The sequence below is a fragment of the Brevibacterium sp. LAARM3_SD1 genome, from assembly GCF_057364765.1.
Window position 1 is genome coordinate 157,211 of sequence record NZ_JBNFOL010000003.1, and the last position, 21,739, is coordinate 178,949.

At 65.8% G+C, this 21,739-nt stretch carries 17 protein-coding genes and 4 pseudogenes; 9 read left to right on the top strand and 12 right to left on the bottom strand.

Going from position 1 to position 21,739, the window contains the following annotated elements; genetic code table 11:
* Positions 1–7: 7 nt before the first annotated feature.
* The 5 genes and pseudogenes from AC2W7L_RS02715 to AC2W7L_RS02735 form a co-directional block, all read right to left on the bottom strand.
* The gene (locus AC2W7L_RS02715; protein ID WP_486003163.1) at positions 8–1,639 is read right to left on the bottom strand and encodes a long-chain-fatty-acid--CoA ligase; all 1,632 of its coding nucleotides are present in this window, start codon (positions 1,637–1,639) and stop codon (positions 8–10) included.
* Positions 1,640–1,876: 237 nt separating this feature from the next.
* Complete coding sequence (locus AC2W7L_RS02720; RefSeq protein ID WP_486003164.1) at positions 1,877–2,638, bottom strand: enoyl-CoA hydratase; 762 nt, start codon at positions 2,636–2,638, stop codon at positions 1,877–1,879.
* Positions 2,639–2,921: 283 nt separating this feature from the next.
* A complete protein-coding gene (locus AC2W7L_RS02725; RefSeq protein WP_486003165.1) occupies positions 2,922–3,494 on the bottom strand; it encodes a GNAT family N-acetyltransferase in 573 nt (190 codons plus the stop codon).
* Positions 3,494–4,740 (bottom strand): annotated as a pseudogene (locus tag AC2W7L_RS02730) (trans-sulfuration enzyme family protein). Before AC2W7L_RS02730 ends, AC2W7L_RS02725 begins: the two are co-directional and overlap by 1 nt.
* A 132-nt stretch (positions 4,741–4,872) precedes the next feature.
* On the bottom strand, positions 4,873–5,790 hold the full coding sequence (locus tag AC2W7L_RS02735; protein ID WP_486003166.1) for a LysR family transcriptional regulator: 918 nt from the start codon (positions 5,788–5,790) through the stop codon (positions 4,873–4,875).
* A gap of 86 nt (positions 5,791–5,876) precedes the next feature.
* Here AC2W7L_RS02735 and AC2W7L_RS02740 point away from each other — a divergent pair, with 86 nt between their 5' ends.
* Both AC2W7L_RS02740 and AC2W7L_RS02745 read left to right on the top strand, forming a co-directional pair.
* A complete protein-coding gene (locus AC2W7L_RS02740; RefSeq protein WP_486003167.1) occupies positions 5,877–6,998 on the top strand; it encodes a YeiH family protein in 1,122 nt (373 codons plus the stop codon).
* Positions 6,999–7,216: 218 nt separating this feature from the next.
* On the top strand, positions 7,217–8,590 hold the full coding sequence (locus tag AC2W7L_RS02745; protein ID WP_486003168.1) for an SLC13 family permease: 1,374 nt from the start codon (positions 7,217–7,219) through the stop codon (positions 8,588–8,590).
* Between the two features lie 91 nt (positions 8,591–8,681).
* On the opposite strand, the gene AC2W7L_RS02750 is transcribed toward AC2W7L_RS02745, so the two are convergent.
* Positions 8,682–9,269, bottom strand: a complete 588-nt coding sequence (locus tag AC2W7L_RS02750; protein ID WP_486003169.1) for a GNAT family N-acetyltransferase — start codon at positions 9,267–9,269, stop codon at positions 8,682–8,684.
* A gap of 162 nt (positions 9,270–9,431) precedes the next feature.
* Here AC2W7L_RS02750 and AC2W7L_RS02755 point away from each other — a divergent pair, with 162 nt between their 5' ends.
* A complete protein-coding gene (locus AC2W7L_RS02755) occupies positions 9,432–9,758 on the top strand; it encodes a GNAT family N-acetyltransferase (protein ID WP_486003170.1) in 327 nt (108 codons plus the stop codon).
* A 179-nt stretch (positions 9,759–9,937) separates the two neighbouring features.
* On the top strand, positions 9,938–11,395 hold the full coding sequence (locus AC2W7L_RS02760; RefSeq protein ID WP_486003171.1) for an NAD-dependent succinate-semialdehyde dehydrogenase: 1,458 nt from the start codon (positions 9,938–9,940) through the stop codon (positions 11,393–11,395).
* A gap of 203 nt (positions 11,396–11,598) precedes the next feature.
* Here AC2W7L_RS02760 and AC2W7L_RS02765 read toward each other — a convergent pair.
* Together AC2W7L_RS02765 and shiA are read right to left on the bottom strand one after the other, a co-directional pair.
* A pseudogene (locus tag AC2W7L_RS02765) lies at positions 11,599–12,597 on the bottom strand (zinc-dependent alcohol dehydrogenase); the annotation flags it as partial.
* Positions 12,491–13,897, bottom strand: a complete 1,407-nt coding sequence (gene shiA / locus AC2W7L_RS02770; RefSeq protein WP_486003172.1) for a shikimate transporter — start codon at positions 13,895–13,897, stop codon at positions 12,491–12,493. The pseudogene AC2W7L_RS02765 and the gene shiA, both read right to left, overlap by 107 nt.
* 156 nt (positions 13,898–14,053) lie before the next feature.
* On the opposite strand from shiA, the gene AC2W7L_RS02775 reads away from it, so the two are divergent.
* Complete coding sequence (locus AC2W7L_RS02775) at positions 14,054–14,851, top strand: IclR family transcriptional regulator domain-containing protein (RefSeq protein ID WP_486003173.1); 798 nt, start codon at positions 14,054–14,056, stop codon at positions 14,849–14,851.
* Between the two features lie 43 nt (positions 14,852–14,894).
* Positions 14,895–15,401, top strand: a pseudogene (locus AC2W7L_RS02780) (putative immunity protein).
* Positions 15,402–15,594: 193 nt separating this feature from the next.
* Here AC2W7L_RS02780 and AC2W7L_RS02785 read toward each other — a convergent pair.
* The 3 genes from AC2W7L_RS02785 to galU form a co-directional block, all read right to left on the bottom strand.
* Entirely contained in the window at positions 15,595–17,763 is a 2,169-nt protein-coding gene (locus tag AC2W7L_RS02785) for a hypothetical protein (RefSeq protein ID WP_486003174.1), read from the bottom strand.
* Positions 17,764–17,881: 118 nt separating this feature from the next.
* On the bottom strand, positions 17,882–18,478 hold the full coding sequence (locus AC2W7L_RS02790; RefSeq protein ID WP_167198999.1) for a GNAT family N-acetyltransferase: 597 nt from the start codon (positions 18,476–18,478) through the stop codon (positions 17,882–17,884).
* Between the two features lie 65 nt (positions 18,479–18,543).
* The gene (galU, locus tag AC2W7L_RS02795; RefSeq protein WP_486003175.1) at positions 18,544–19,446 is read right to left on the bottom strand and encodes a UTP--glucose-1-phosphate uridylyltransferase GalU; all 903 of its coding nucleotides are present in this window, start codon (positions 19,444–19,446) and stop codon (positions 18,544–18,546) included.
* 45 nt (positions 19,447–19,491) lie between these two features.
* Here galU and AC2W7L_RS02800 point away from each other — a divergent pair, with 45 nt between their 5' ends.
* Positions 19,492–20,253: a 5-formyltetrahydrofolate cyclo-ligase gene (locus AC2W7L_RS02800; protein ID WP_486003176.1), complete on the top strand. Its 762-nt coding sequence runs from the start codon at positions 19,492–19,494 to the stop codon at positions 20,251–20,253.
* A gap of 189 nt (positions 20,254–20,442) precedes the next feature.
* Positions 20,443–20,583: pseudogene (locus tag AC2W7L_RS02805) on the top strand (FmdB family zinc ribbon protein); the annotation flags it as partial.
* Positions 20,584–20,597: 14 nt separating this feature from the next.
* On the opposite strand, the gene AC2W7L_RS02810 reads toward AC2W7L_RS02805, so the two are convergent.
* Positions 20,598–20,798, bottom strand: a complete 201-nt coding sequence (locus AC2W7L_RS02810; protein WP_486003194.1) for a hypothetical protein — start codon at positions 20,796–20,798, stop codon at positions 20,598–20,600.
* 211 nt (positions 20,799–21,009) lie between these two features.
* Between AC2W7L_RS02810 and AC2W7L_RS02815 the strand changes: the two genes are divergently transcribed.
* Positions 21,010–21,519, top strand: coding sequence for an SAF domain-containing protein (locus AC2W7L_RS02815; protein WP_486003177.1), 510 nt, complete (start codon positions 21,010–21,012; stop codon positions 21,517–21,519).
* Positions 21,520–21,739: the final 220 nt, after the last annotated feature.

A 21,739-nucleotide genomic window follows, 5' to 3' on the forward strand; every position in this document is an offset into this window, starting at 1 on the left:
ACCGAGATCAGGACTCTTCCCAGTCCTTGCGCAGTCGCTTCTTGTCGAGCTTGCCCACCGAGGTGCGCGGCATCTCGTCGACGACCTTGACCTCATCGGGCATCTGCCACTTGGCGAAACGAGAACTCAGGGTCTCGACGATCGACTCACGGGTCACCTCGGCGCCGGGGTTGGCGACGACGTAGGCGACGGGCCGCTCATCCCATTTTTCGTCGGGGACGCCGATGACGGCGGCCTCGCTGACGTCGGGGTTGTCGAGGATCGCGTTCTCCATGTCGATCGACGAGATCCACTCGCCTCCGGACTTGATGACGTCCTTGAGCCGGTCGGTGATCTTGAGGTAGCCGTGTTCGTCGATGGTGCCGACGTCACCCGACCGCCACCAGCCGTCGAGGAACCGGTCGGCGTTGTCGGGCAGCTGGAAGTAGGATTCGGTGATCCACGGGCCACGCATGACCAGCTCGCCCATGGACTTTCCGTCGCGCGGAAGCTCATTGCCCTCCGGATCGACGGTCTTCAGTTCGACACCGATGATGGGCAGACCCTGTGAGCGCTTGAGATCCCACTTCTCTTCCGCGTCGAGGTCGAGACCGGGTCGGATCTTCCAGTTCGTCGTCGCCAGCGGGGTGGTTTCGGTGGCCCCGTAGCCGTGGATGACGTCGGCCCCGGTGAGCTCCTTGAACCCGCGCATCATCGACAGCGGCGGCTCCGAGGATCCGGAGACCAACCGGACGCCGGAGAGATCCGGAGCCTGCGGCATCTTCTTCATCATCTGCAGCATCGGCCCGAAGATGGCAGGGGCGCCGTTGGCCAATGTGACCTTCTCCTCGACGAAGGCCTGGGCGATGGCGCCGAACTCCTCGGCGGCGAACTTGCCCGGCAGGACGATTTTGGCACCGGCGGCCACAGCGTTCTGCGGGAAGCCCCACGACAGCACATGGAACATCGGGGTGATGGGCATGACGCAGTCGTCGAAGTTCGCGTGCAGTGCGGCAAGACCGCCCATGGTGTGCAGGTAGATCGAGCGGTGCGAGTAGTACACGCCCTTGGGTCGGCCGGTGGTGCCGGTGGTGTATCCGGCGTAGGCGGCGGTCTTCTCGTCGACGACGGGCCAGTCGAAGGTCTCGGATTTGTCGGCGATGAGGTCTTCGAAGGACACGACGTTGGTCAGGCTCGTCTCGATCTCCGCGATCGGCTTGTCGGTCATGACGACCCAGCCCTTGACGTCGAGCTTCGGCGCCAGCGATTCGGCGACCTGCAGCAGGGATTCGTCGACGAAGATCCAGTCCGACTTCGAGTGGCTGACGACATAGGCGAGGTCTTCGGGAGCCAGGCGCAGGTTGAGCTGGAGCATGGTCGCGGCCACACCGGGGACAGCGAAGTAGAGCTCGAGGTGGCGGCGGGAGTTCCAGTCGAGGACTCCGACCATGGAGCCGGCGCCGATGCCGAGGTCGGCGAGACCCTGCGCGAGCTGAGCCATCCGCTTGAACTCGTCGGCGTAGTTCGACCGACCCCAGGAACCGTCCGAACGGCGGTAGACGACTTCGACATCGCCGAAGACGGTGGCAGCGTGCCGGATGAGGGTGGTGGTGTTGAGCTGGTAGCTGTCGCCCAGGGTGGACGGAATTCCTGTCAGCATGAGACTCCTTCGTTCGTGCTACGGTCCCTCCTCGCCGCTGTGGCCGCGGCGGGAGAAGTATCGTGATCGCCGGTTTCGTGGTGGGCGATCGTCACCATCACATCAGCTCCGCAGGTGGCGCGGATGCAGTCGCATCGATTCGTGGTCAAACAGTTATGAACCAGTCCGCGGTCGGGCGGTGGTGGACCTGCCCGTGGCCTGGCGGTCATGAGCCGGTCCGTCCGTGCCATCCCGCGATCATTCCCCGGTGAAGCCGGGTGCCCTCTTCTCGAGGAAGGCCGCGACTCCCTCGGCGAAGTCCTTGCTCGCCCGCAGCGCATCCTGGCCTTCGACCTCGCGGCCGAAGGACGAGTCGACTTCAGCCAGGCTGGCCCGATTGATCGCTCGCTTCGAGGCGGTCAGGGCGCGAGTCGGACCCTGCGCGAAGACCGCGGCGACTTCCTCGGCCCGTGCCAGGTGGCTTCCGGCCGGAACGACTTCGCTGGCCAGCCCCCAGTCGAGAGCATCGGCGGCCTGCAGCTTCTCTCCCGTCAGCGCCATGCGCAGGGCCCGGTGACGCCCCGCCGAGGCTGCGACCAGCGCAGTCGACCCACCGTCGGGCATGAGACCGATCTTCGTGAAGGGAAGCATGAGATAGGACTTCTCGCTCATCACCAGATAGTCGCAGGCCAACGCGAGCGAACAGCCGATGCCGGCGGCCGGTCCGGACACTGCCGCGATCGTGGGGATAGGCAGGTCGAGGATCGAGGCGATGATCCTATTCGCACCGTCGAGGTCGATGCCGTCTTGTCGTTCCAGCCCTCCCTGCAGATCCGCCCCGGAGCTGAAGGACCGCTCATTGCCGGTGAGGATGAGGGCTCGGGAGTTCGCTGCCGCCTCGGTGACGGCCGTGCCGATGGTCTCGAACGTCGACTCGTTGAGCGCGTTGAGGCTCTCCGGACGATTGATGGTCACGGTCGTGACATCGCCGCTGACTTCGGTGAGAACACTGGTGGACAATGCGACTCCTTCGTACGAATCCGATGATCCGAGTAGCTTTCGGGGCGACTGCTTCCGTCCGTCGGGGAGGAGTGCGGAAGCATCTACCGCCACTTTAACGTACGTTAAGTTGATCTGCGTCTCATAAGCGAGGCGGATTGCTCGCTGCCGAGAAACGTGCTCAGCGTCGAGAAACGGGTTGTGGCAAAGCTGCTTCACCGAAGAACGGGTTGAGCGTCGAGAAACGTGGGCGCACCCGCGTGCCTCGACGTTTGACCCGTTTTTCGGCAGAATGCGACGAGCGTCAGGCCAACGTTGCCTCGAGCTGGGCGGCGGTGAGGTCCCGATCGGCGAAGACCAGTCGCACGGCAGTCGGGTCGGAGTTGCCGGCATCGGGTGCCCGGTGGACGAGCTCGAGTCCGAGCCTGCGGGCGACCACGGCCGAGGCGGCGTTGGCCTCGAGCAGATACGCCACCACCGGCAGTGCGGGGTCCACGGCACCCGCGGCTGCGATCGCATCTCGCGAGACCGCGGTAGCCAGCCCCTGGCCCTGTGCTTCGGGTCGGAACCGGTAGCCGAGGTTCCAGAACGCTCCGGGTGTGCGGCGGGAGGCGCCGGGGCCTGCGACTCCGCGCAGCGAGTAGCCGCAATAGCCGAGGATCTCCCCACCCGGAACCCGTCTGACCATCCACGGCCCGATTCCGTCGAGCTCCCACTGTGAGACCAATCGGACGAGGATCGCTTCGGCGTCTTCCCCATCGGTCAGGCGCCCGCTGGGCAGGTGCGTCCAGACCCGCGGGTCGGAGTCGATGGTGAAGAACTGATCACGGTCGTCCGTGCTGGGCCGGTCGAGCACGTAATCGGGCGCCTGCCCCATCAGGCCAGGGCCGCCTCGAGGTCGGCCCACAGGTCCTCGAGGTTCTCGATGCCCACGCTCAGACGGATGAGCCCCTCGGGCACGGTCGCCGGTTCCGCGGGGTGCCGGCGGCGACGTTCGATGAGGGATTCCACCCCGCCCAGGGACGTCGCCGGCGTCCACAGTCGGACCGCCTCGGCGATGGCGGTGGCCTTCTCCGCGGAGTCGACGGTGAAGGAGATGATCGCTCCGAACCCGTTCATCTGCGCGGCTGCACGAGCATGGCCGGGATCACCTGGCAGACCCGGGTAGCGGGTTTCGACGACGGTGGGGTGGGCGGCCAGGCGTTCGGCGATGGCGTGTGCGTTGGTCTGCGCGCGGTCGAGGCGCACGGCCAGGGTGCGCAGTCCACGCAGGGCCAGCCAGACCTCGAAGGGTCCGGCGATGCCACCGCGCATGGATCGTTCCGTATGCAGGTCCTCGCGCAGTCCGACATTGCCGGTGACGACCGCGCCGAGGACGACGTCGGAGTGCCCGGCCAGGTATTTCGTCACCGAGTGCACGACGATATCGGCGCCCAGATCGAGCGGCGTCTGCAGCAGCGGGGTGGCGAAGGTGTTGTCGACGGAGACGAGGAACCCGCGGTCCTTGGCGGCGGTGGTCAGCGCGGGAACGTCGGCGACCTCGAGCATCGGGTTCGTCGGCGATTCGATCCACAGCATTCCCGGGGATCCGGCTTCGCCGGCACTCGCCGAGGCGGCCGCCCCGTCCGCTGCCACCTGACCCGGCGTCGCGTGCCCCGCTTCGTCGAGGGCGGCGATGACCGCCTCGGTGTCGGAGATGTCGACGGTGACGATGTCGAAGTTCTGACGCCCAGCGATCTGCTCCGCGGAGGCGAGCGCCCCCTGATAGCTGTGGGTCGGGATGATCAGCGTGCCGCCGGCGGCACGAGGCTGACCACCGCCGAGATCGCCGCCAGGCCGGAGCCGAAGACCAGCCCGGGCAGGCTCGCATGTTCGAGCTGACCGAGCGCCTCTTCGAACGGCGTCCACGCGGGAGTGTCGAAGCGAGCATAGGCATAGGGCGAGGCGGTGATGTCGCCGGCGCTGACGAAGGTCGAGGACAGATCGATCGGCGGGTTCACCGCGGCACCGTCGGCGCGCTGCGGGCGTCCGGTTTCGACGACGAGAGTGTCCGGGGCGAAATCCGACGAAGCGGCGGGCTCGGACGAAGCGGCGGATGAGGTGGAGGGCTCAGGCTGTGTCATGTCCCCAATATATGCCCCACTCCATCACACGAATTCGGCAGTCGCATGACGAGAATGTTTCGGGAGTCCGCAGAGGTGCGTGCCGATTCCTCCGCTTCTCGCTGTTCCGAATTCTCTGGTCGTCCGAACCTTCTACTCGACGCTGTCGACCATGTGCTCGAGCAGCAGTTGCGCTCCGGGTGACGGCCGTCTGCTGCCCGACCACACTGCATGGAGTTCGCGGGTGAGATCGACGTCGTCGGCCACCGGCAGCGGCACCAGACGTCCGGCCCGGAAGTCATCGCGCAGAGCGAGTTCCGACAAGACCGCCGGGGCCACAGAGGTGGCTGCGGCGATGCGCAGGGCAGAGTTCGATCCGTACTCCCCCGCCACGCGGACTCCTCCCACACCGAGCAGTGCCGCGTCGATGGCCTCCCTGGTGCCCGAGCCGATCTCACGCACGAGCAGCGGCACCTGCGCCAGATCCTCGGCGGTGATCGGCTTCGTCCAGGCGTGGGCGAAGTCCGGGCCGCAGGCGATCATGAGTCGGTCACGGCCGACCACCTCGGCGTTGAGGTCCTTCGGAAGGGACACGGATTCGATGAGTCCGAGGTCGCAGGTCTGCCGGCGCACCCGGTCGATGACGGTCGCGGAGTTCTCCACCGACAGTCCGATGTCGATTGTCGGGTGTGCGGCGCGGAATGTCGTGAGGTGGTGGGGCATGAGGTATTCGGCGACCGTCAGCGAGGCGCTGACCTTGACGGTTCCGGCACGGGCCTCCTGGATCGCGCGGGCCCCGGCGTAGAGCGTGTCGTAGGCTTCGATGACCTTCGACGCCCATTCGGCGACGGCGCGGCCCTCGACGGTGAGTTCGGTGCCCCGCGGAGAGCGCCGCAGCAGCGGCACCTTGAGATCGCGTTCGAGGTTGCGCAGGCTGCGGGAGGCATTCGGCTGGGCGAGATCGAGTTTCGCTGCGGCCTGGCCGATCGACCTGGCGTTGCCACTGAGGGCCACCAGCAGCCCCAGAGCCTGGAGCTCGGGCCAGTTCTTCATATTCCCGAGATCGTGCATATGCTCATCATGACATATCAGATCCATATGGGTTGCGAAGAAATCACCGTCTACTGCGACCGTGCAGGCGTTGACAGACTGAAGTCATGAACCGCTTCGTCTCCCTCTTACCCGGACTCGCCGTCGCCGCTGTGGCCACGGCCGTCGCGTGGCCGATCTCCATGCTCGCCCCCGTGCTCTCACCGCTGCTCGTGGCGATCGTGCTCGGCATCCTCCTGGGCAATCTCGTGCCCAACCTGTCCGAGGCGTTCATGCCCGGACTCAACTTCGCCGCGAAGCCGCTGCTGCGCCTGGGCATCGTCGCCCTCGGCGCGCAGGTGGTGCTCGGTGACATCCTCGAACTCGGCTGGCTCGTCCTCGTCCTCGCCTCCGTCATCGTCGCCGCCGGCATCCTCTCCGCCCTGGCACTGGCCAAGCCGCTCAAGGTCGACCGCCCGCTGGCAGTGCTCATCGGCAGCGGCTTCGGCATCTGCGGTGCCGCCGCCGTCGCCGGAGTCGAGTCGACGCTGAAGTCGAAGAAGGAGGATGTGGCCGCCGCGATCGGCCTCGTCGTCCTCTTCGGCACCCTGATGATCGCGATCGTCCCCGGGCTCTCGACTGCTCTGGGCCTGTCCCCGGAGACCGCGGGAATGTGGGGCGGAGCCGCCACGCACGAGGTCGCGCAGGTCGTCGCGATCGGCGGGATCATCGGACCCGCGGCCCTCGAGGTCGCCGTGCTCGTCAAGCTCGCCCGCGTCATCATGCTCGCGCCCACCGTCGCCGTGTTCAGCTATGCCGTGCGCCGCAGTGAGGACACGGCGATGGCGAACTCCACCGTCACCGAGGCGGCCGCCGGTTCCGCCGAGACCTCCGCAGGTGCGGGCTCGGGTGCAGGGAATGCCGACCGGGATACCCAGACCCCGGGGTCGGTGTCGACCGCGACGAAGAAGGCTCCGGCCCAGGGCAAGCGCCCGCCGATCGTGCCGCTCTTCGTCGTCGGCTTCCTCGTCATGGCGGCGCTGCGCACCTTCGGTCTGCTGCCGGAGTTCGCGGTCACCGGACTCAGCTGGGTCCAGACCGTGTGCCTGGCGATGGCGATGTTCGCCCTCGGTCGTGGAGTGCAGTGGCGATCGCTGAAGAACCTCGGCGCCCGGCCGATCGCGCTGGCCACACTGGTCACGATCATCGTCGCCCTCATCGCCCTCGGCGGAGCCCTCCTCCTCACCTGACCCCGCCCAATTGCTACCTGACGGCGGCCCAGATACCTCGCGCGAGGTTGCTGGGCCGCCGTCAGGTAGTAATTGGAGGCGCATCGGCGAGGATTTCCGATAATCGGGACTTTCTGACGGATCGGACACGCCTCACCTGTACCCGCCGGTAACACTGGTAGTCTCTCAGCGAATCAGCCAGCGATGCTCAGTGTCGCTTCAGCCTTCGCAAGGACATCATGCTCACTCAGATCATTGCTCTGCTCATATTCGTCGCCCTCTTCGCCATCGGCGCGGTCCGCGGGGTGCAGATCGGCGTGCTCATGCTCGTCGGAGCGGCCGGAACCGGGCTCCTCTTCACCGATATGGTCGTCGACGACATCGTCGCCGAGTTCCCCTTGGACATCATGATCCTCCTGGCCGGGGTCACCTATTTCTTCGCAATCGCGCAGGAGAACGGGACCGTCGACAAGATCATCGACTGGGCCCTCGAACGCGTCGGATCCTCGGCGGTGCTGCTGCCCGCGGTGTTCTTCGTCATCACGGGCTGCATTGCGGCCATGGGTGCTCCGCTGGCCGGCCTGGTGATGATGCCGGTGGGCATGCAGGTCGCCCGCAAGTACGGCGTCGACTACGCACTCATGGGCCTGGCGATCTGCTTCGCCATCGGCGCCGGCGGCTTCGCCCCGACCAGCCTCTACGGAATCGTCACGTACTCGACCGCCCACGATGCCGGAATCGACCTCTCCCCGTTCCTGCTCTTCGGCATCGCCGTGGCCGTCTACCTCGTCATGCTCGTCGTCGCCTACTTCATGTACGGTCGGTCGCTGTTCTCGACGACGACAGTGTCGGCCGCCGAGCATGCTTCGGTCGGGAGTGCCCAGTCGAAGATCTCCCGCGGTTCCGCCTCGGCGTCGAGCGTCGCCTTCGGTGAGGACGACGAGGACGAAGCGCTCTTCGACTCCTCCACCACCGACGAGGCGGGAGAATCCAGGCCCTTCACCTTCGTGCAGATCCTCACCGTGATCTTCATGGTCGGCCTCATCGGCAGCGTGGTCGTGCTCGCGGCCCTCGGCCAGGAACCGGACATCGGTCTGCTGTGCTTCATGTTCGGAGCGATCCTTGCGCTCGTCGACCCGAAGACCGGCAAGGCCGCGATTCCGAAGATCGACTGGCCGACCGTGCTGCTCGTGGGCGGCATCATCACCTTCGTCGGAGTGCTGCAGAACATGGGTGCCGTCGACCTGCTCGGAGAGGGCGCCGAGTCGATCGGTTCGCCGCTCATCGCCGCCTTCGTCCTCTGCATCGTCGGCGGTCTGGTCTCGGCGTTCGCATCGACGACGGGCATCCTGGCCGCTCTCGTGCCGCTGGCACTGCCGCTCATCGCCGCCGGCGGGGTACCCGGCTGGGCGCTCATTGCGGCACTGGGCGTATGCTCGGCCGTCGTCGACGTCTCACCGTTCTCGACGCTGGGTGCCACGGTCGTCGCGACCGCCCCGGTCGAGGACAAGCCGCGACTGACCCGCATCCTCGTGAAGTTCGGCATGTCGATGGTCGTCATCGGACCGGTCGTTCTGGTCGGCGGCCTCGTCATGCCCGCCATGATGTTCTGACCGGAGTTCATCGAAAAACGGGCTGGGTGCCGACAAACGCGTGTGCGCATGCGTGCGTCGACGCCCAGCCCGTCTTTCGGCGTCGTAACCTTCAGCCCAAGGGCTTCGACAGCAGCACGAATTCGAGGTCGTCGACCTTCGGTTGCCCGAAGCGGTCGTCGCCATAGGGGAAGGGCTCGACTTCTCCGGTGCGCACGTAGCCGCGGCGTTCGTAGTAGGCGATGAGTTCGTCACGCTTGTTGATCACGCTCATCCGCATGGATGTCGCGCCCCAGTGTTCGGCCACCCACGCCTCGGCGAGACCGATGAGCGCAGACCCCACGCCTCTGCCCTGACCCAGCGGAGACACGGCGAGCACTCCGAGGTAGGCCGCTCCGTCCTCGGGTTCGCGCACGTAGACGCTGGCCACCGCGCGCCCCTGCTCATCGCGGGCGAGCAGGATCTGGGAGTCCGCCTCGGCGAGCATGTCCTCGGCCATGGGAACGTCGAGCCGCTGTCCGCCCAGCAGGTCCGCCTCGGTGGTCCACCCTTGTTTCGACCCTTCGCCGCGGTAGGCCGAGGACACGAGCTCGACGTAGTCGGGGATGTCGGCGGGCAGGAGTTCGGCGACTTCGAATCCGGCTGCGCGCAGCTTCTGTCGGTGCGCATCGACCACGGTCGCTGAGGGGTGTGCGGTCATAGTGGGGACTCCTTCACGGCTTTCAGTGGGGCTTCAGCACCAGGCTAGTCGGATCGTTCTCGGCAGACCTATAGTGTCAACTATCAGGACGCGACGAACGACGTTCGATCGCCAACGACCATTGCGCAGTGCCGCCGGCACGGACATTCGGGAGGAATGACCATGGACATCGACATCTCGGGAGAGACCTTCACCATCGCCGAGGATGCTGCGGCCAAACGCTTCACCGTCGCCCACGCGGGCAAAGTCATCGGCCTCGCCGATTACATCGACCGTGCGGCCGGAGTCGATGACACCGCCGAGGGCACGGTGCGCATCTTCACCCACACAGAGGTGTCGCCCGAGTGGGGCGGGCGCGGCTTGGCAGCCAAGCTGGTGCGCTATGCACTGGAGACCAGCGCCGAGGAGGGGCTGAAGTTCCGCACCACGTGCTCCTATGTGCAGAATTTCCTTGCTAAGAACGGCGAGTTCGACAAGTTCGTCGCCTGAGTCCGCTCCCCCGGAGCTCGTCTTCGCTCCAGCGCCGCTGGGCACCGTCAGGGAAATCGCCATGACACAGCTGAGCGCAGAGCACTAAACTGGAATTGGCCGCGTTCCGATTCTGCGGCGGGGACGTTCTCACGCCGACCACGCGGTTCAGCTCTGACGACGCTCAAGGAGGATTCGTCGTGGACATCACCCCGATCATCGACAAGCTGGGCACCGGACTGTTCATCGGCGGCAGATGGCGAGAGGCCGAAGGCGGTAAGACCATCGACGTCCGCAATCCCGCAACCGGTGAGGTCATCACCACCGTGGCCGACTGTTCCGCCGCCGATGCCCAAGAGGCCATCAAGGTCGCCGGTGAGGCACAGGCCGGCTGGGCGGCCACGTCGCCGCGAGAGCGCTCCGAGATCCTGCGGCGGACCTTCGAACTGCTCATCGATCGTGCCGACGACATTGCCGCTGTGATGACCGCTGAGATGGGCAAGCCCTTCGCCGAGTCCAAGGGTGAGGTCACCTATGGCGCCGAATTCTTCCGTTGGTTCTCCGAAGAGGCGGTGCGCATCGAAGGCGACTATTCCCAGTCGCCGGACGGCAAGAACCGCATGCTCATCTCTCGCGAACCCGTCGGGCCCTGCATTCTCATCACCCCGTGGAACTTCCCGCTGGCCATGGGCGCGCGCAAGATCGGTCCCGCCATCGCCGCCGGCTGCACCATGGTGTTCAAACCTGCGAAGCTGACCCCGCTGACGTCGCTCATGCTCGTCGACGTCCTCGTCGAAGCCGGACTCCCCGCCGGGGTGCTCAACCTCGTCACTTCCGAGTCTGCGCGCCGTGTCGTCACTCCCTGGATGGAGTCAGGCATCGCCCGCAAGGTCACATTCACCGGGTCCACCGAGGTCGGGGTGGGGCTGCTCAAGCAGGCTGCCGACACAGTCATGAAGACCTCGATGGAGCTCGGGGGCAACGCTCCGTTCGTCGTCTTCGCCGATGCCGACATCGACAAGGCTGTCGAAGGCGCGGTGGTCGCGAAGATGCGCAACGGCGGCGAGGCCTGCACCGCGGCGAACCGCATGTTCGTCCATTCCTCACTGGCAGAGGAGTTCTCCTCGCGGTTGGCCGAACGCATCGGCGCGATGAAGGTCGGCAACGGCCTCGACGAGGACACCGAGATGGGCCCGCTCGTCGATCAGGATTCCCTCGACAAGGTCGCCGGCCTCGTCGATGAGGCCGTGGCCAAGGGAGCAAAGGTCCTCACCGGAGGGTCCCGGATCGAAGGCAATGGGTTCTTCTACACCCCGACGGTGATGACCGACATTCCCGATGACGCCGAGATCCGCACCACGGAGATCTTCGGCCCCGTGGCACCGATCGTCACTTTCGACTCGGACGAAGAGGGCATCGCTCTGGCCAATGAGACGGAGTTCGGGCTCGTCGGCTACCTGTTCAGCGAGAACGTCGAACGCGCCCTCGGCCTTGCCGACAAGATGGAGGTCGGCATGGTCGGACTCAACACCGGACTGGTTTCGAATCCGGCGGCGCCATTCGGTGGAGTGAAGATGTCCGGCCTCGGCAGGGAGGGCGGCCGTGTGGGCATCGACGAGTTCCTCGAGGTCAAGTACGTGGCGATGCCCCGCAGCTGACCCAGGCCCGGAAAGCCGCTGCTGCGCGCGATCTTCGACGGCGGCTGACTCCCTCGGCGCTCCCCGGGACGGTCAGCCGCGCAGGTCCACCCACTGTTTGACCCCGGGTCGACGGCCGGCATTGATACCGAGCAGATGGGGTGCTTCGTCGAGCGAGAGTGCCGGGCCGACGATCGCCTCGGTCGCAGCGTCTCGAGCATGGCGACCGCGGTCGCCATATCCTGCGGATGTTCGTAGATGAAAGAGCCACGAATACTCAGCTGCCGTTGGACGATATCGAAGCTCGACGCGCCGAGGCGGCCCTGATCCTCTCCGACGATTGTGACCTTTGCGAAAGGAGAGAGCTGGTCGACGACTGCGGCGAGTCCCTCTGAGACGCCGGCCGCATCGATGACGACCTGGGGTGCCGGGCAGGCGCCGGGGACGAATGCCCGGGCTCCGAGCTCGACCGCCGATCGGAGCCGGGTCTCGTCCGGTTCACTCACCCAGGGACGATAGCCGAGATCCACGAGAACGAGTATTGCCAATAGTCCTTGAGCTCCGGCACCGATGATGAGGACGTCTTCCCCTCCTTGCAGTTCGGTGCGGCGGATCGCCGATGCCGCTACTGTCAGCGGTTCGGCGCATACGGCGCGCTCCACAGGTATCCCAGCCGGCACGCGGTGGCAGAATCCGCTGGGATGGTCGACCACCTCGGCGAGGAATCCCGGCTGAGTGAGCACGCCGGCGCTCAGCCGGGAGACACATGCCGAGGTCATGCCCCGAAGACAGTACTCGCACCGCCCACAGGTGATGTTGGGTTCAAGCGCGACTCTGTCGCCGATCGCCCATTCCTCGGCCCCGCTCCCCACCTCGATGACCTCTCCGATGCCTTCGTGTCCGAGTCGCCACGGCAGCTCGGGAGGCGTCCGCGAACCGGAGGCCAGGCTGAGGTCGGTGCCGCAGATTCCCACCGCGAGCATCCGCACCCTCACATGCCCGGAGGCAGGGCGCCCAGGCGGTCCCGGTCGAGTGAGGACCTCGACGCGACCGGGCGCGGTGATCTCGACAGACCGGATCGTTCCGCTCGAGGCAGACTTCGCTTCGACGCGCTTCTCACCGGTCGGCAGGGCGGCGGCGAAAGAGGGGCGGCGAACCATCAGGCGGACACGACCTGAGTGGATTCGACAGTGGAGCGTTCGGCGCGGCGGCCGATCTGCCATTGCGCACGAGGTGCATGGCGATCGAGATCGAGATGAGGCAGCCTCCCCCGAGGTAGGCCGCCACGAGGTACCAGGTCCCGTTGCCGAGTCCGACGAGGAATGTCGCGATGAAGGGGGTGAAGCCGCCGGCGATGGCACTGGCGAGCTGGTATCCGACGCCCGCTCCGCTGTAGCGGAATTCTGGGCTGAACATCTCGGCGAACAGCGGCTGCTGGACGCTGACGACGGCATCGTGGGCGATGTTGATGAGCAGCACGGCGAAGATGACGATGCCCACGATGTTGCCGGCCTCGAGGAAGAGGAAGAACGGGACCGCGCTGACGAGGCCGATGACGCCGCCGGTGAGGTAGACCCGCAGCCGTCCGTAGCGGTCGGAGAGGTAGGCGAAGGCAGGGATCGTGACGATGCCGAGACCGCCGACGAGGAGCGTGATGTTGAGCATGATCTGTCGATCGAGCCCGAGCTGCTCGGTCGAATACGACAGAGCGAAGGTCGTGACGATGTACATGGTCAGCAGTTCGATGAACCGCAGGCCGACGATCTGGAAGATCTGTGCCGGATAGCGTTTGAAGGCCTCTAAGATCGGCAGCTTCGCGGTCTTATCGGTCTTCGCATTCTTCACACGCTCGACGTACTCCTCGGATTCCTCAACGCCTGCACGGATCCACAGCCCGACGAGGACGAGGACGGCGCTGAAGAAGAACGGAATGCGCCAACCCCAGGCAAGGAATGCCTCAGCGGAGAAGTTGCTGCTGAGCAGAGCCACGAGCCCGGTGGCCAGCAGCAGCCCGAAGGAATAGCCGATCTGCACTCCGCTGGAGAAGAATGCCCGCAGCTTCGACGGTGCGCTTTCGACGGCCATGAGCGCCGCACCGCCCCATTCCCCGCCGACGGCGATCCCCTGGATGCAACGCAGCAGCACCAGCAAGGCAGGAGCGAGCCAGCCGACGGATTGGTAGGTCGGCAGGAATCCGATGAGGGCGGTGGCCACGCCCATGATCGTCATCGTCCACACGAGCATGGACTTGCGCCCGAGGCGGTCGCCGAAGTGGCCGAAGATGATGCCGCCGAGCGGGCGGAAGATGAATCCGACGCCGAAGGTCGCGAATGCGGCGAGTGTTCCCGCATGGGAACTGTAGTCGGGGAAGAAGAGCTCCCCGAAGACCAGTGCGGCGACGATTCCGTAGAGGAGGAAGTCGTACCATTCGACGACTGCGCCGATGAACGACCCGGCGGCGGCCCGCCTGGCCCGCTTGAGTTCCGCGGAGGCTCCCGCGTGCGTGCTGTCCGGTGCTGACATGACATTCCCCTTCGAATGATGGCCTCGCGGTTCCTCCGCGATGAGGGCGTGCTCGTGCTTGTCGCAGATCACAGTATCACGATGTGCGGTAAACGTACACGTGTGCACATAGCGCACAATGCAGAATGGGTCGGACCTTGCCGATACCCTGGGACGGTGAAGTCAGAGAAGAATTCAGGAGCAGATGCGTCGACCGGCGACCATTACGTGAAGTCTGCCGAAAAGACGCTGTCGGTGCTGTTGGCGTTCACTTCTGACGATCCGCGACTGACGGTCACTCAGGTTGCCGAGTCGACGAGTCTGACTCGGGCTGCTGCCCGCAGGTTCCTTCTCACGCTCGTCGATCTCGGGTATCTCAGCAGTGACGGCACCCAGTTCTCGCTCACCCCGCGCGTGCTCGACATCGGTGCAGGGTTCCTCGCCGGGCTCGACCTTCCGAAGGTCGCTCAGCCCCATCTCAACCGGCTCGCGAACGATCTCGACGAATCCGCGACGCTGAGCATCCTCGACGAGGACGATATCGTCTACATCGCCCGCGCCACTGCCCCGCGGCTGCACACCGTCACCGTCAATCTCGGCAATCGACTGCCGGCCTGGGCGACGTCGATGGGCCGGATCCTCGTCTCCGAGCTGCCGTCGACGGATCGGCAGGCTTTCCTCGACCGCACCGAGATCTCCACATTCACCGACAGGACAGTGTCTTCCAGGGAGGAGCTCGGCAGGGAACTCGAGCGCATCCGCGAACAGGGATGGTGCCTCGTATCTCAGGAGCTCGACGAGGGGCTGCGAGGATTGGCCGTGCCCGTCCGCCGAGGCGATACCACCTTGGCCGCGCTCAATGTCTCATTGCATACATCCCATCTGCGTGGACTCTCGATCGAGGACGACGTCGTTCCGCGCCTGCAGGCCGTCGCAGCGTCGATCGCCGAGGACTTCGGCGGGCGCTCCCAATGACGAACAGCTGCCCCACCGCAAGGGTGACCGTCCGGGTTCTCCTGTGATCCTGCCGGAGGTCCGTGATCCTCGCCTGATCACGATTCGCCGAGGCGGCTCCCTCACCGATGCCGACCACCGCCTTCTCGCGCTGTGGGCCGCCGACTGCGCCGAACACGCCCTGCCCTTCTTCGAAGCCGTCTGCCCCGAGGATGAACGACCTCGCGAAGCCATTGCCGCCGCCGGCGTGGGCCGCCGGTGAAATGCCGATGAAGGAGGCTCGCGCCCTCGGCGGTCATGCCATGGGTGCCGCACGGCCGCTGCGTGGACCGCCCGGTTCGCCGCCTATGCGGCGGGTCAGGCAGCCTGCGTCGGACACGTCGCCGAGCACGATCTCGGGGCGGCGGCCTACGCGATCAAAGCCGCTCGCGGAGCCGCCGGGAAGGACATTGCGGCCGGTCGTGCCGAACGCGACTGGCAACGCGACCGTGTGCCGCCCGGCGTCCGCGACCTCGTACTGGAGGACCAGGCACGCCGCGATGCGATCTGTTGGTTCGTCTTCAGCGCCTGATCGCTGGCGGCCCACTCCACGACAGACAGCACATGTTTGAACGTGTGCTCTCTGTCGTGGAGTGTGCTGCTGGCGACTCACCAGTTCGTGGACACTCGAGCCTTGACGCGCAGAAGCCCCGCACGTCTTGTGCGGGGCTTCTGCGTCTGCGCTGCGAAGGCCGAGTGGCCCTCGAGTCAGCTGCGATTGGGCATCAGGCGCGGCGGCGTGCGAGGACGTCGTTGACGGCGCCGAGGTCGGCGGCCTTCGTCGTCCGGATCGCCTTGCGCCCGTGGCCGAGCGGACCTTCCTCGCGGGCGGAGTCGCTGAGCTCGGGACGGTAGCCGAGCTCTTCGGCGAACTGAGCCGCGATGTCCTCACGGCTGCGGGCTTCGGTCTCGTACGAGCTGGCGTCGGCCGCACTCGCTGCGGGCACCGAGTGCTCGGCTTCGGGCGCATCAACGTAGCTGGGCACCGGCAGCGGAGTCGGCGACCAGCCGTCACGCGACTTCAGTCGCTGCATGAACGGATCGTCGACCTTGCTGGCCGAGGCGTCCAGCGCAGCGTGCACATCCGCATCGGCGTGCTCCCGATCGGTTGACTCCGTGTCGGTCTCAGCGACGAGATCGGCTCCGAGCGAGACCGGAGCCTGAGTGGATGCGGTCCGGGTCTTCTCCGCAGGCTCGGTCTTCTCTGCGAACTTCGCAGAATCGGGCGAAACGTCGACCTCACGTTCGTTCGAGGTGCCCTTCGACTCGGGCCGCGTCTCAGCCGTCTGCGCCGAAGCCGCTGTGTCAGCGGTGTTCGTGGTCGATGCGCCCTCGGAGTCGGCGGTCGCCTCGGCGGCGGAGTCACCGTCTGCGGCGGCGTTCTCCTTCACGACCGGGATCGGTCCGGTGAGGAGGACCTGACGCGTGGTGTGGCCCTCGGCGGCTTCCTTGCGGATGCGCACGAGTGGGATCTCACCGGTGTCGGCCTCTTCGCGGGACTTCTTCGCCTCGGCGGAGCGGTTCATCGCGGCGCGCGCCTGGGCGGCCTTCGCCGCTGCGCTCGTGCCCTGTGCCGCCGCGGCGATCCGTGCAGCGGTTCCGCTCGAGGTCGGTGCAGGTGCCGTGCGCGGCTGCTGCTTGACCGGAACGGTCTGCGACTTCGTACCCACCCGAGCCGTTGACCGTGCTTCGGCTGCAGGCGCAGCGCTCGTCTTCGAACTGGTTGTGGCGGCAGGTGTGGCCGCTGTCGCCGATCGTTCGGTCGGCGCAGGCTTGGCAGCACGCTCCGGCTGAGTGACTCGCTCAGGCTTGGCAGCAGATTCAGGCTTCGCCGCTGACCGTGACCGCGTGGTCTCCTGCAGTCCTCGCAGCTTCTTCTTCGTGTCCCGCTTACGCAGGTTGAGCGTGCGCACGAGGAACAGAGTGACCACGGCGAGTCCGAGGAAGACGCCGGCCAGGGCGATGTGCACGACCGAGAAGGCCGCGAGCACGCTGGACACAAGAATGCCGAGGACCGAGGCGAGGAAGACCAGGGAGAAGCCCCTGACCATAGTGTTCAGCGACTTCAGTGACTCCCGCAGGGTCGTGGCTTGCTCAGTCATCGCATGTTCCTCATCGGTTCCGATGGTCGGATTGGAATTCTTCTGGTTGTGTCCGTCTGTGGTGGGCATCCCTTCGCCGAGGCGGCCGCCGCGTCCCGTCCGAGACTGGCCCTCGCGTGGTCCGCCTCCTTGAGGGGTTGGACCAGCGCTGCTCGAAGCTGTCCGGGTCATCGACGCGCTGCGGCCGGTTCCGTTCGCGTGCGGCGGGTGCGCCTGAAGCGGACGGCCCTGTCGGTCCGCCTGCCCGGCGGAGCGTCCGCTGTCGTTGAAGACGGCGTGGACCGCGGGGTGGAGCGGCCGCACATTGTCGGTGACGGCGCCTGCTCGCACGCCCGTGTCAGTGCCGACTCCTACGCTGGATCCGACGACGCTGCGACCGGCAGCCGCATGGTCGCTGGACAGGGAGGAGTGTGTTTCACCGACCGCAATGGGAAGGACGTTGAGCTGTGCGTGATCGGCAGCCTCGGTGATGGTGTGCGATTCGGCGTGACCGTCGATGACGGCGAACTCGGGAGTGGAGGCCGAGAGACTCAGCTTCGGGGCCTCGGCTTCCTGTGAGATGTTCGGGGTCGGCACCGACGGTGCCTTCCGGGGTTTGTCGTGGAAGACCTGGATGCGCTCCGAATGGTCGTGCCCGGGGATGGCTGTCTCGGCGGAGACGACAGCGGCCTTGTCCGGAACCGTGTCGATTTCGACACGCGAGAGATCCGTCGCGGACTTCCGAATCATTGCGGGCACAGCAACGGCGAAGACCACGACGATGGCGATGACGACGATGATGCTGGTGTCCACAATGCCACCCTAAGTTGCGGCCATCGGGGAAGACGTGAAGGCGCAAGGTGTGTCGGTCAGTTAGGGACGAAGTTCACCGAATTCCCAGGTGGTGGCTGAGCCCCCCGGACTGTCGCGCCTACCCCGCGCTGGTGCCATGTCGGTATGCGGCGAGCAGACCCTGCGGCACCTCGTCGGCGAGCAGGGCGAACGTGCGGTGGTCGCACCACTGCCCGTCGATATGCATGTACTTCTCGCGCAGCCCCTCGTCACGCAGACCGAGCTTCTCGACCACGCGCAGGCTCGCTGTGTTCTCAGGGCGGATGTTGATCTCGACGCGGTGCAGGCCGAGGCCGAAGAAGCAGTGGTCGGCGGCCATGGCCACGGCAATGGGGGTGATTCCTCGCCCGGCCACGCGCGAATCGATCCAGTACCCGATCTGCCCGGACAGGATCGAGCCCCAGCTCAGTCCCGATACGGTGATCTGGCCGCGGAAATTCCCGTCGACCTCGATGGCGAACGGCACGGTCTGTCCGCGTTTGGCCTGCTTGTCCTGCATCCGCACCATCGTGCGGAACCCCGGCAGCTCCTGGCCAGGCGCGGGCAGAGTCGCATCCCACGGTCGCAGCCAGTCGCGGTTGAATCGGCGGACTTCTCGCCAGGCCTCTTCGTCGCGGCGGCGCAGCGGTCGCAGCACGATATCGGACTGTCGATCAGTCAGGATGACAGGCCACACGCGGCTGCCCTCGCTCTCGGGTTCAAGATCGGTCCGCCCTGACGGGCTGAATCGATGAGGTCAGCTCAGTCCAGCGTCGGCACGAAGTCGCGCAGCCACGCCTTGAGATCGTCGCCGAGGTCGTCGCGGTCGCACGCAATCTGCACGACCGCTTTGAGGTAGTCGAGCTTGTCACCCGTGTCGTAGCGGGCGCCCTTGAACACGACTCCGTACACCCCGTGGCCGTCGTCGTCTCCGGCGAGTTCCTGCAGGGCGTCGGTGAGCTGGATTTCGTTGCCGCGTCCCGGCTCGGTGGTCTCGAGAACGTCGAAGATCTCCGGAGCCAGCACATAGCGGCCGATGACGGCGAAGTTCGAGGGAGCATCCTCGGTGGCGGGCTTTTCGACGAGGTCGGTGATCTTGACGACTTCGTCATCCGCTGTGGTCTCGACGGCCGCGCACCCGTAGAGGTGGATCGCCTCGGGCGGGACCTCCATGAGCGCGACGACGCTGCCGCCGGTGTTCTCCGCAACCTCGATCATCTTCGGCAGGATCGGGCTGCGCTCATCGATGAGGTCATCGCCGAGCAGGACGGCGAACGGTTCGTTGCCCACATGCTGACGCCCCTTGAGCACGGCGTGCCCAAGTCCCTTGGGATCACCCTGGCGCACGTAGTGGATATCGGCCAGTTCCGAGGGATGGCGCACAGCTGCGAGCTTCTTGTCGTCCCCCTTCTGCGCGAGCGCTGCCTCAAGCCCGTCGACTCGGTCGAAATGGTCCTCCAGCGGCCGCTTGTTCCGGCCGGTGATCATGAGAACGTCCTGCAGGCCGGCATCGACGGCTTCCTCGATGACGTACTGGATCGCCGGCTTGTCGACGACGGGGAGCATCTCTTTCGGGGTGGCCTTCGTTGCGGGGAGGAACCGAGTTCCGAGACCGGCGACGGGGATCACGGCCTTGCGAACGGTGCGCTGCGCTTCATCACTCATGAAGTCATCTTAACGAATCCGCCGACCCCGGTTAGTCTGAATTGCGTGGACTCACAATCTTCGAAGGCGCAGCTGCGGTCCCGCATCCGCGCCGCGCGCACAGACCGCTCCCTCGCCGAGGCGACTCCCGCCTCACCGTCGTCCGTGACGTCAGCATCACCGCAGGTCACCCCCACCGAGGCGACCTCGACCACTGCCTCGCGCGTGGACCCCGCAGAGTCCGAAGGCTCCGTGGCCGCCGCCGCGTGGGACCTCATCTGTCAGGCGCCGGTTCGCTCCCTCCTCGCCTATGCGGCGCTGCCCGGAGAGCCGGACCTCGACTCTGCGTTGGACCGGTTCCTCGCAGCCGGCGGCACCGTCTACCTGCCGGTCGTCACGACGGTGGGTCAGCCCCTTATGTTCGGTCAGGTCACCGGTTCGATGGCCAGCCTGACGCCGCAGGGCAGATGGGGAATCCGCGAACCGGCCCAGGATGACGACCTGCTCACCGCTGCCCAGCTGCTCTCCCCCACGGTCGGCCTCGACCTCATCTTCGTCCCCGCACTGGGGTTCGGCGCCGATGGCGCCCGCCTGGGCAACGGCGGCGGCTTCTATGACCGAACCTTCGGCCCGCACGGGGCGCAGCCTCTCGGCTCGGGATCTCGAGAGTCGGGGCCCCAAGGCTCAGGGCACCGTGCAGCGGAGCCGCGGGTCGTCGGGGTGTGCTTCGCCCAGGAACTCGGTCTGAGCGGCCTCGTCGCCGAGGACTGGGATCTGCGCATTCCCGCGGCCGTCACCGAGAACGGAACTCACACCTTCACCAACTGACTCAGGCCGTCTTCGCGGGCCGAGTCACGCCGTCTTCGCGGGCTGACTCACTTCTTCACCGACTGTTCATCGGGAATTGGCACGCACTCGCGCGTGTTGATATGTGGATAACCTTGTGCATATCGCGGACCGGTGCTCCGGGGAGGTTCCGGTGTGCACTATAATCTTGTCGTCGAAGAAAGGTCTCGAATGCCCGTCTACTCCTACGCCTGCAAGAGCTGTGGTCATGCCTTTGATATTCATCAGGACTTCAGCGATGACTCACTCACCGTCTGCCCGGAATGCCAGGGCCGCCTGAAGAAGGTATTCGGCGCTGTGGGCATCAGCTTCAAGGGATCCGGCTTCTACGCCACCGACTCCCGCTCGAGCAAGTCGAGCACCGTCAGCTCCTCGAGTTCTGACTCCTCTTCGAAGGAATCCTCGAGTTCGTCGGCGAAGGAAACCTCAAGCACCTCCTCGTCGAATTCGTCATCGAGCACCTCCTCGGCAGCGAGCACTCCAGCCGCCAGCTGATCGAATCGGTTCCCCGAACCGGCTCTCTTCACTCAGACACTGATCGCCTGTGGACGACACGAATCGTCCACAGGCGGCTTTCGCGACCTTGCCGCCGGCCATGCAGCGCCGCAAGCTCGGCACATGGGCATCTTTCACCGCATTCGAACCTCGTCTCCGAGCTGGGCACGACCGTCTCACATTCGGCCTCAGCGCATCCTCGCTGCCATCTGCCTTGCCTGCGCCTGTGCTCTCGCCGTCTGGATGCTCACGCCGAGCAGTGCGGGAACGGCGATCGTCGTCGCGAAGTCGGACCTGGCGCCTGGAACCGAGCTCACGGCACAGGACCTCAGGCTCACTCAGTTCCCTCCCGATCTGGTTCCCGACAAGGCGTTCAGGTCGGTTGATGAGGTGACGGGTCGGGCCACCTCGGCGGGGCTGTCGCAGGGGTCACCGCTGACCTCGTCGATCGTCCTCGACCAGCAGGCGCTGCCGAAGGGCAGCCGTGATCTGCTCATGCCGATCCGCTTGGCCGATGATGCCTCGGCGGCGCTTCTCCAACCGGGGCAGAAGATCCGTCTCTTCTCATCCCTCCCAGACGGAGGGTCTGAAGTCGTGGTCGAAAAGGTGACGATCGCCCGCCTTGTCGACAAACCCGAAGGAATAGCTGCGGAGTCAGGACAACTTGTATCCGTGATCCTCTCCGCTGCGGATGCCGAGCATGTCGCCGAGTTCGCCGGACTTCCGATCAGCTTTGCGATCCTCCCTCAATAACCTCTCTGCCAACGGCGGGCGATCAGACCAGCTGAACGGCTGTGGGCGGAGATTCGTGCGCTCACAGAGCCTGCTTTCTACATTGCTTTTCGGCACTGCGGATCATCAATACCATGGTCAGACTCGCAGAACATTTCTGCTGACAATGTGTTACCCATGTGTACTATTGGAACGTAATTGAACAATTCGATAACAGCATTTCAGTGAACACACACCGAAA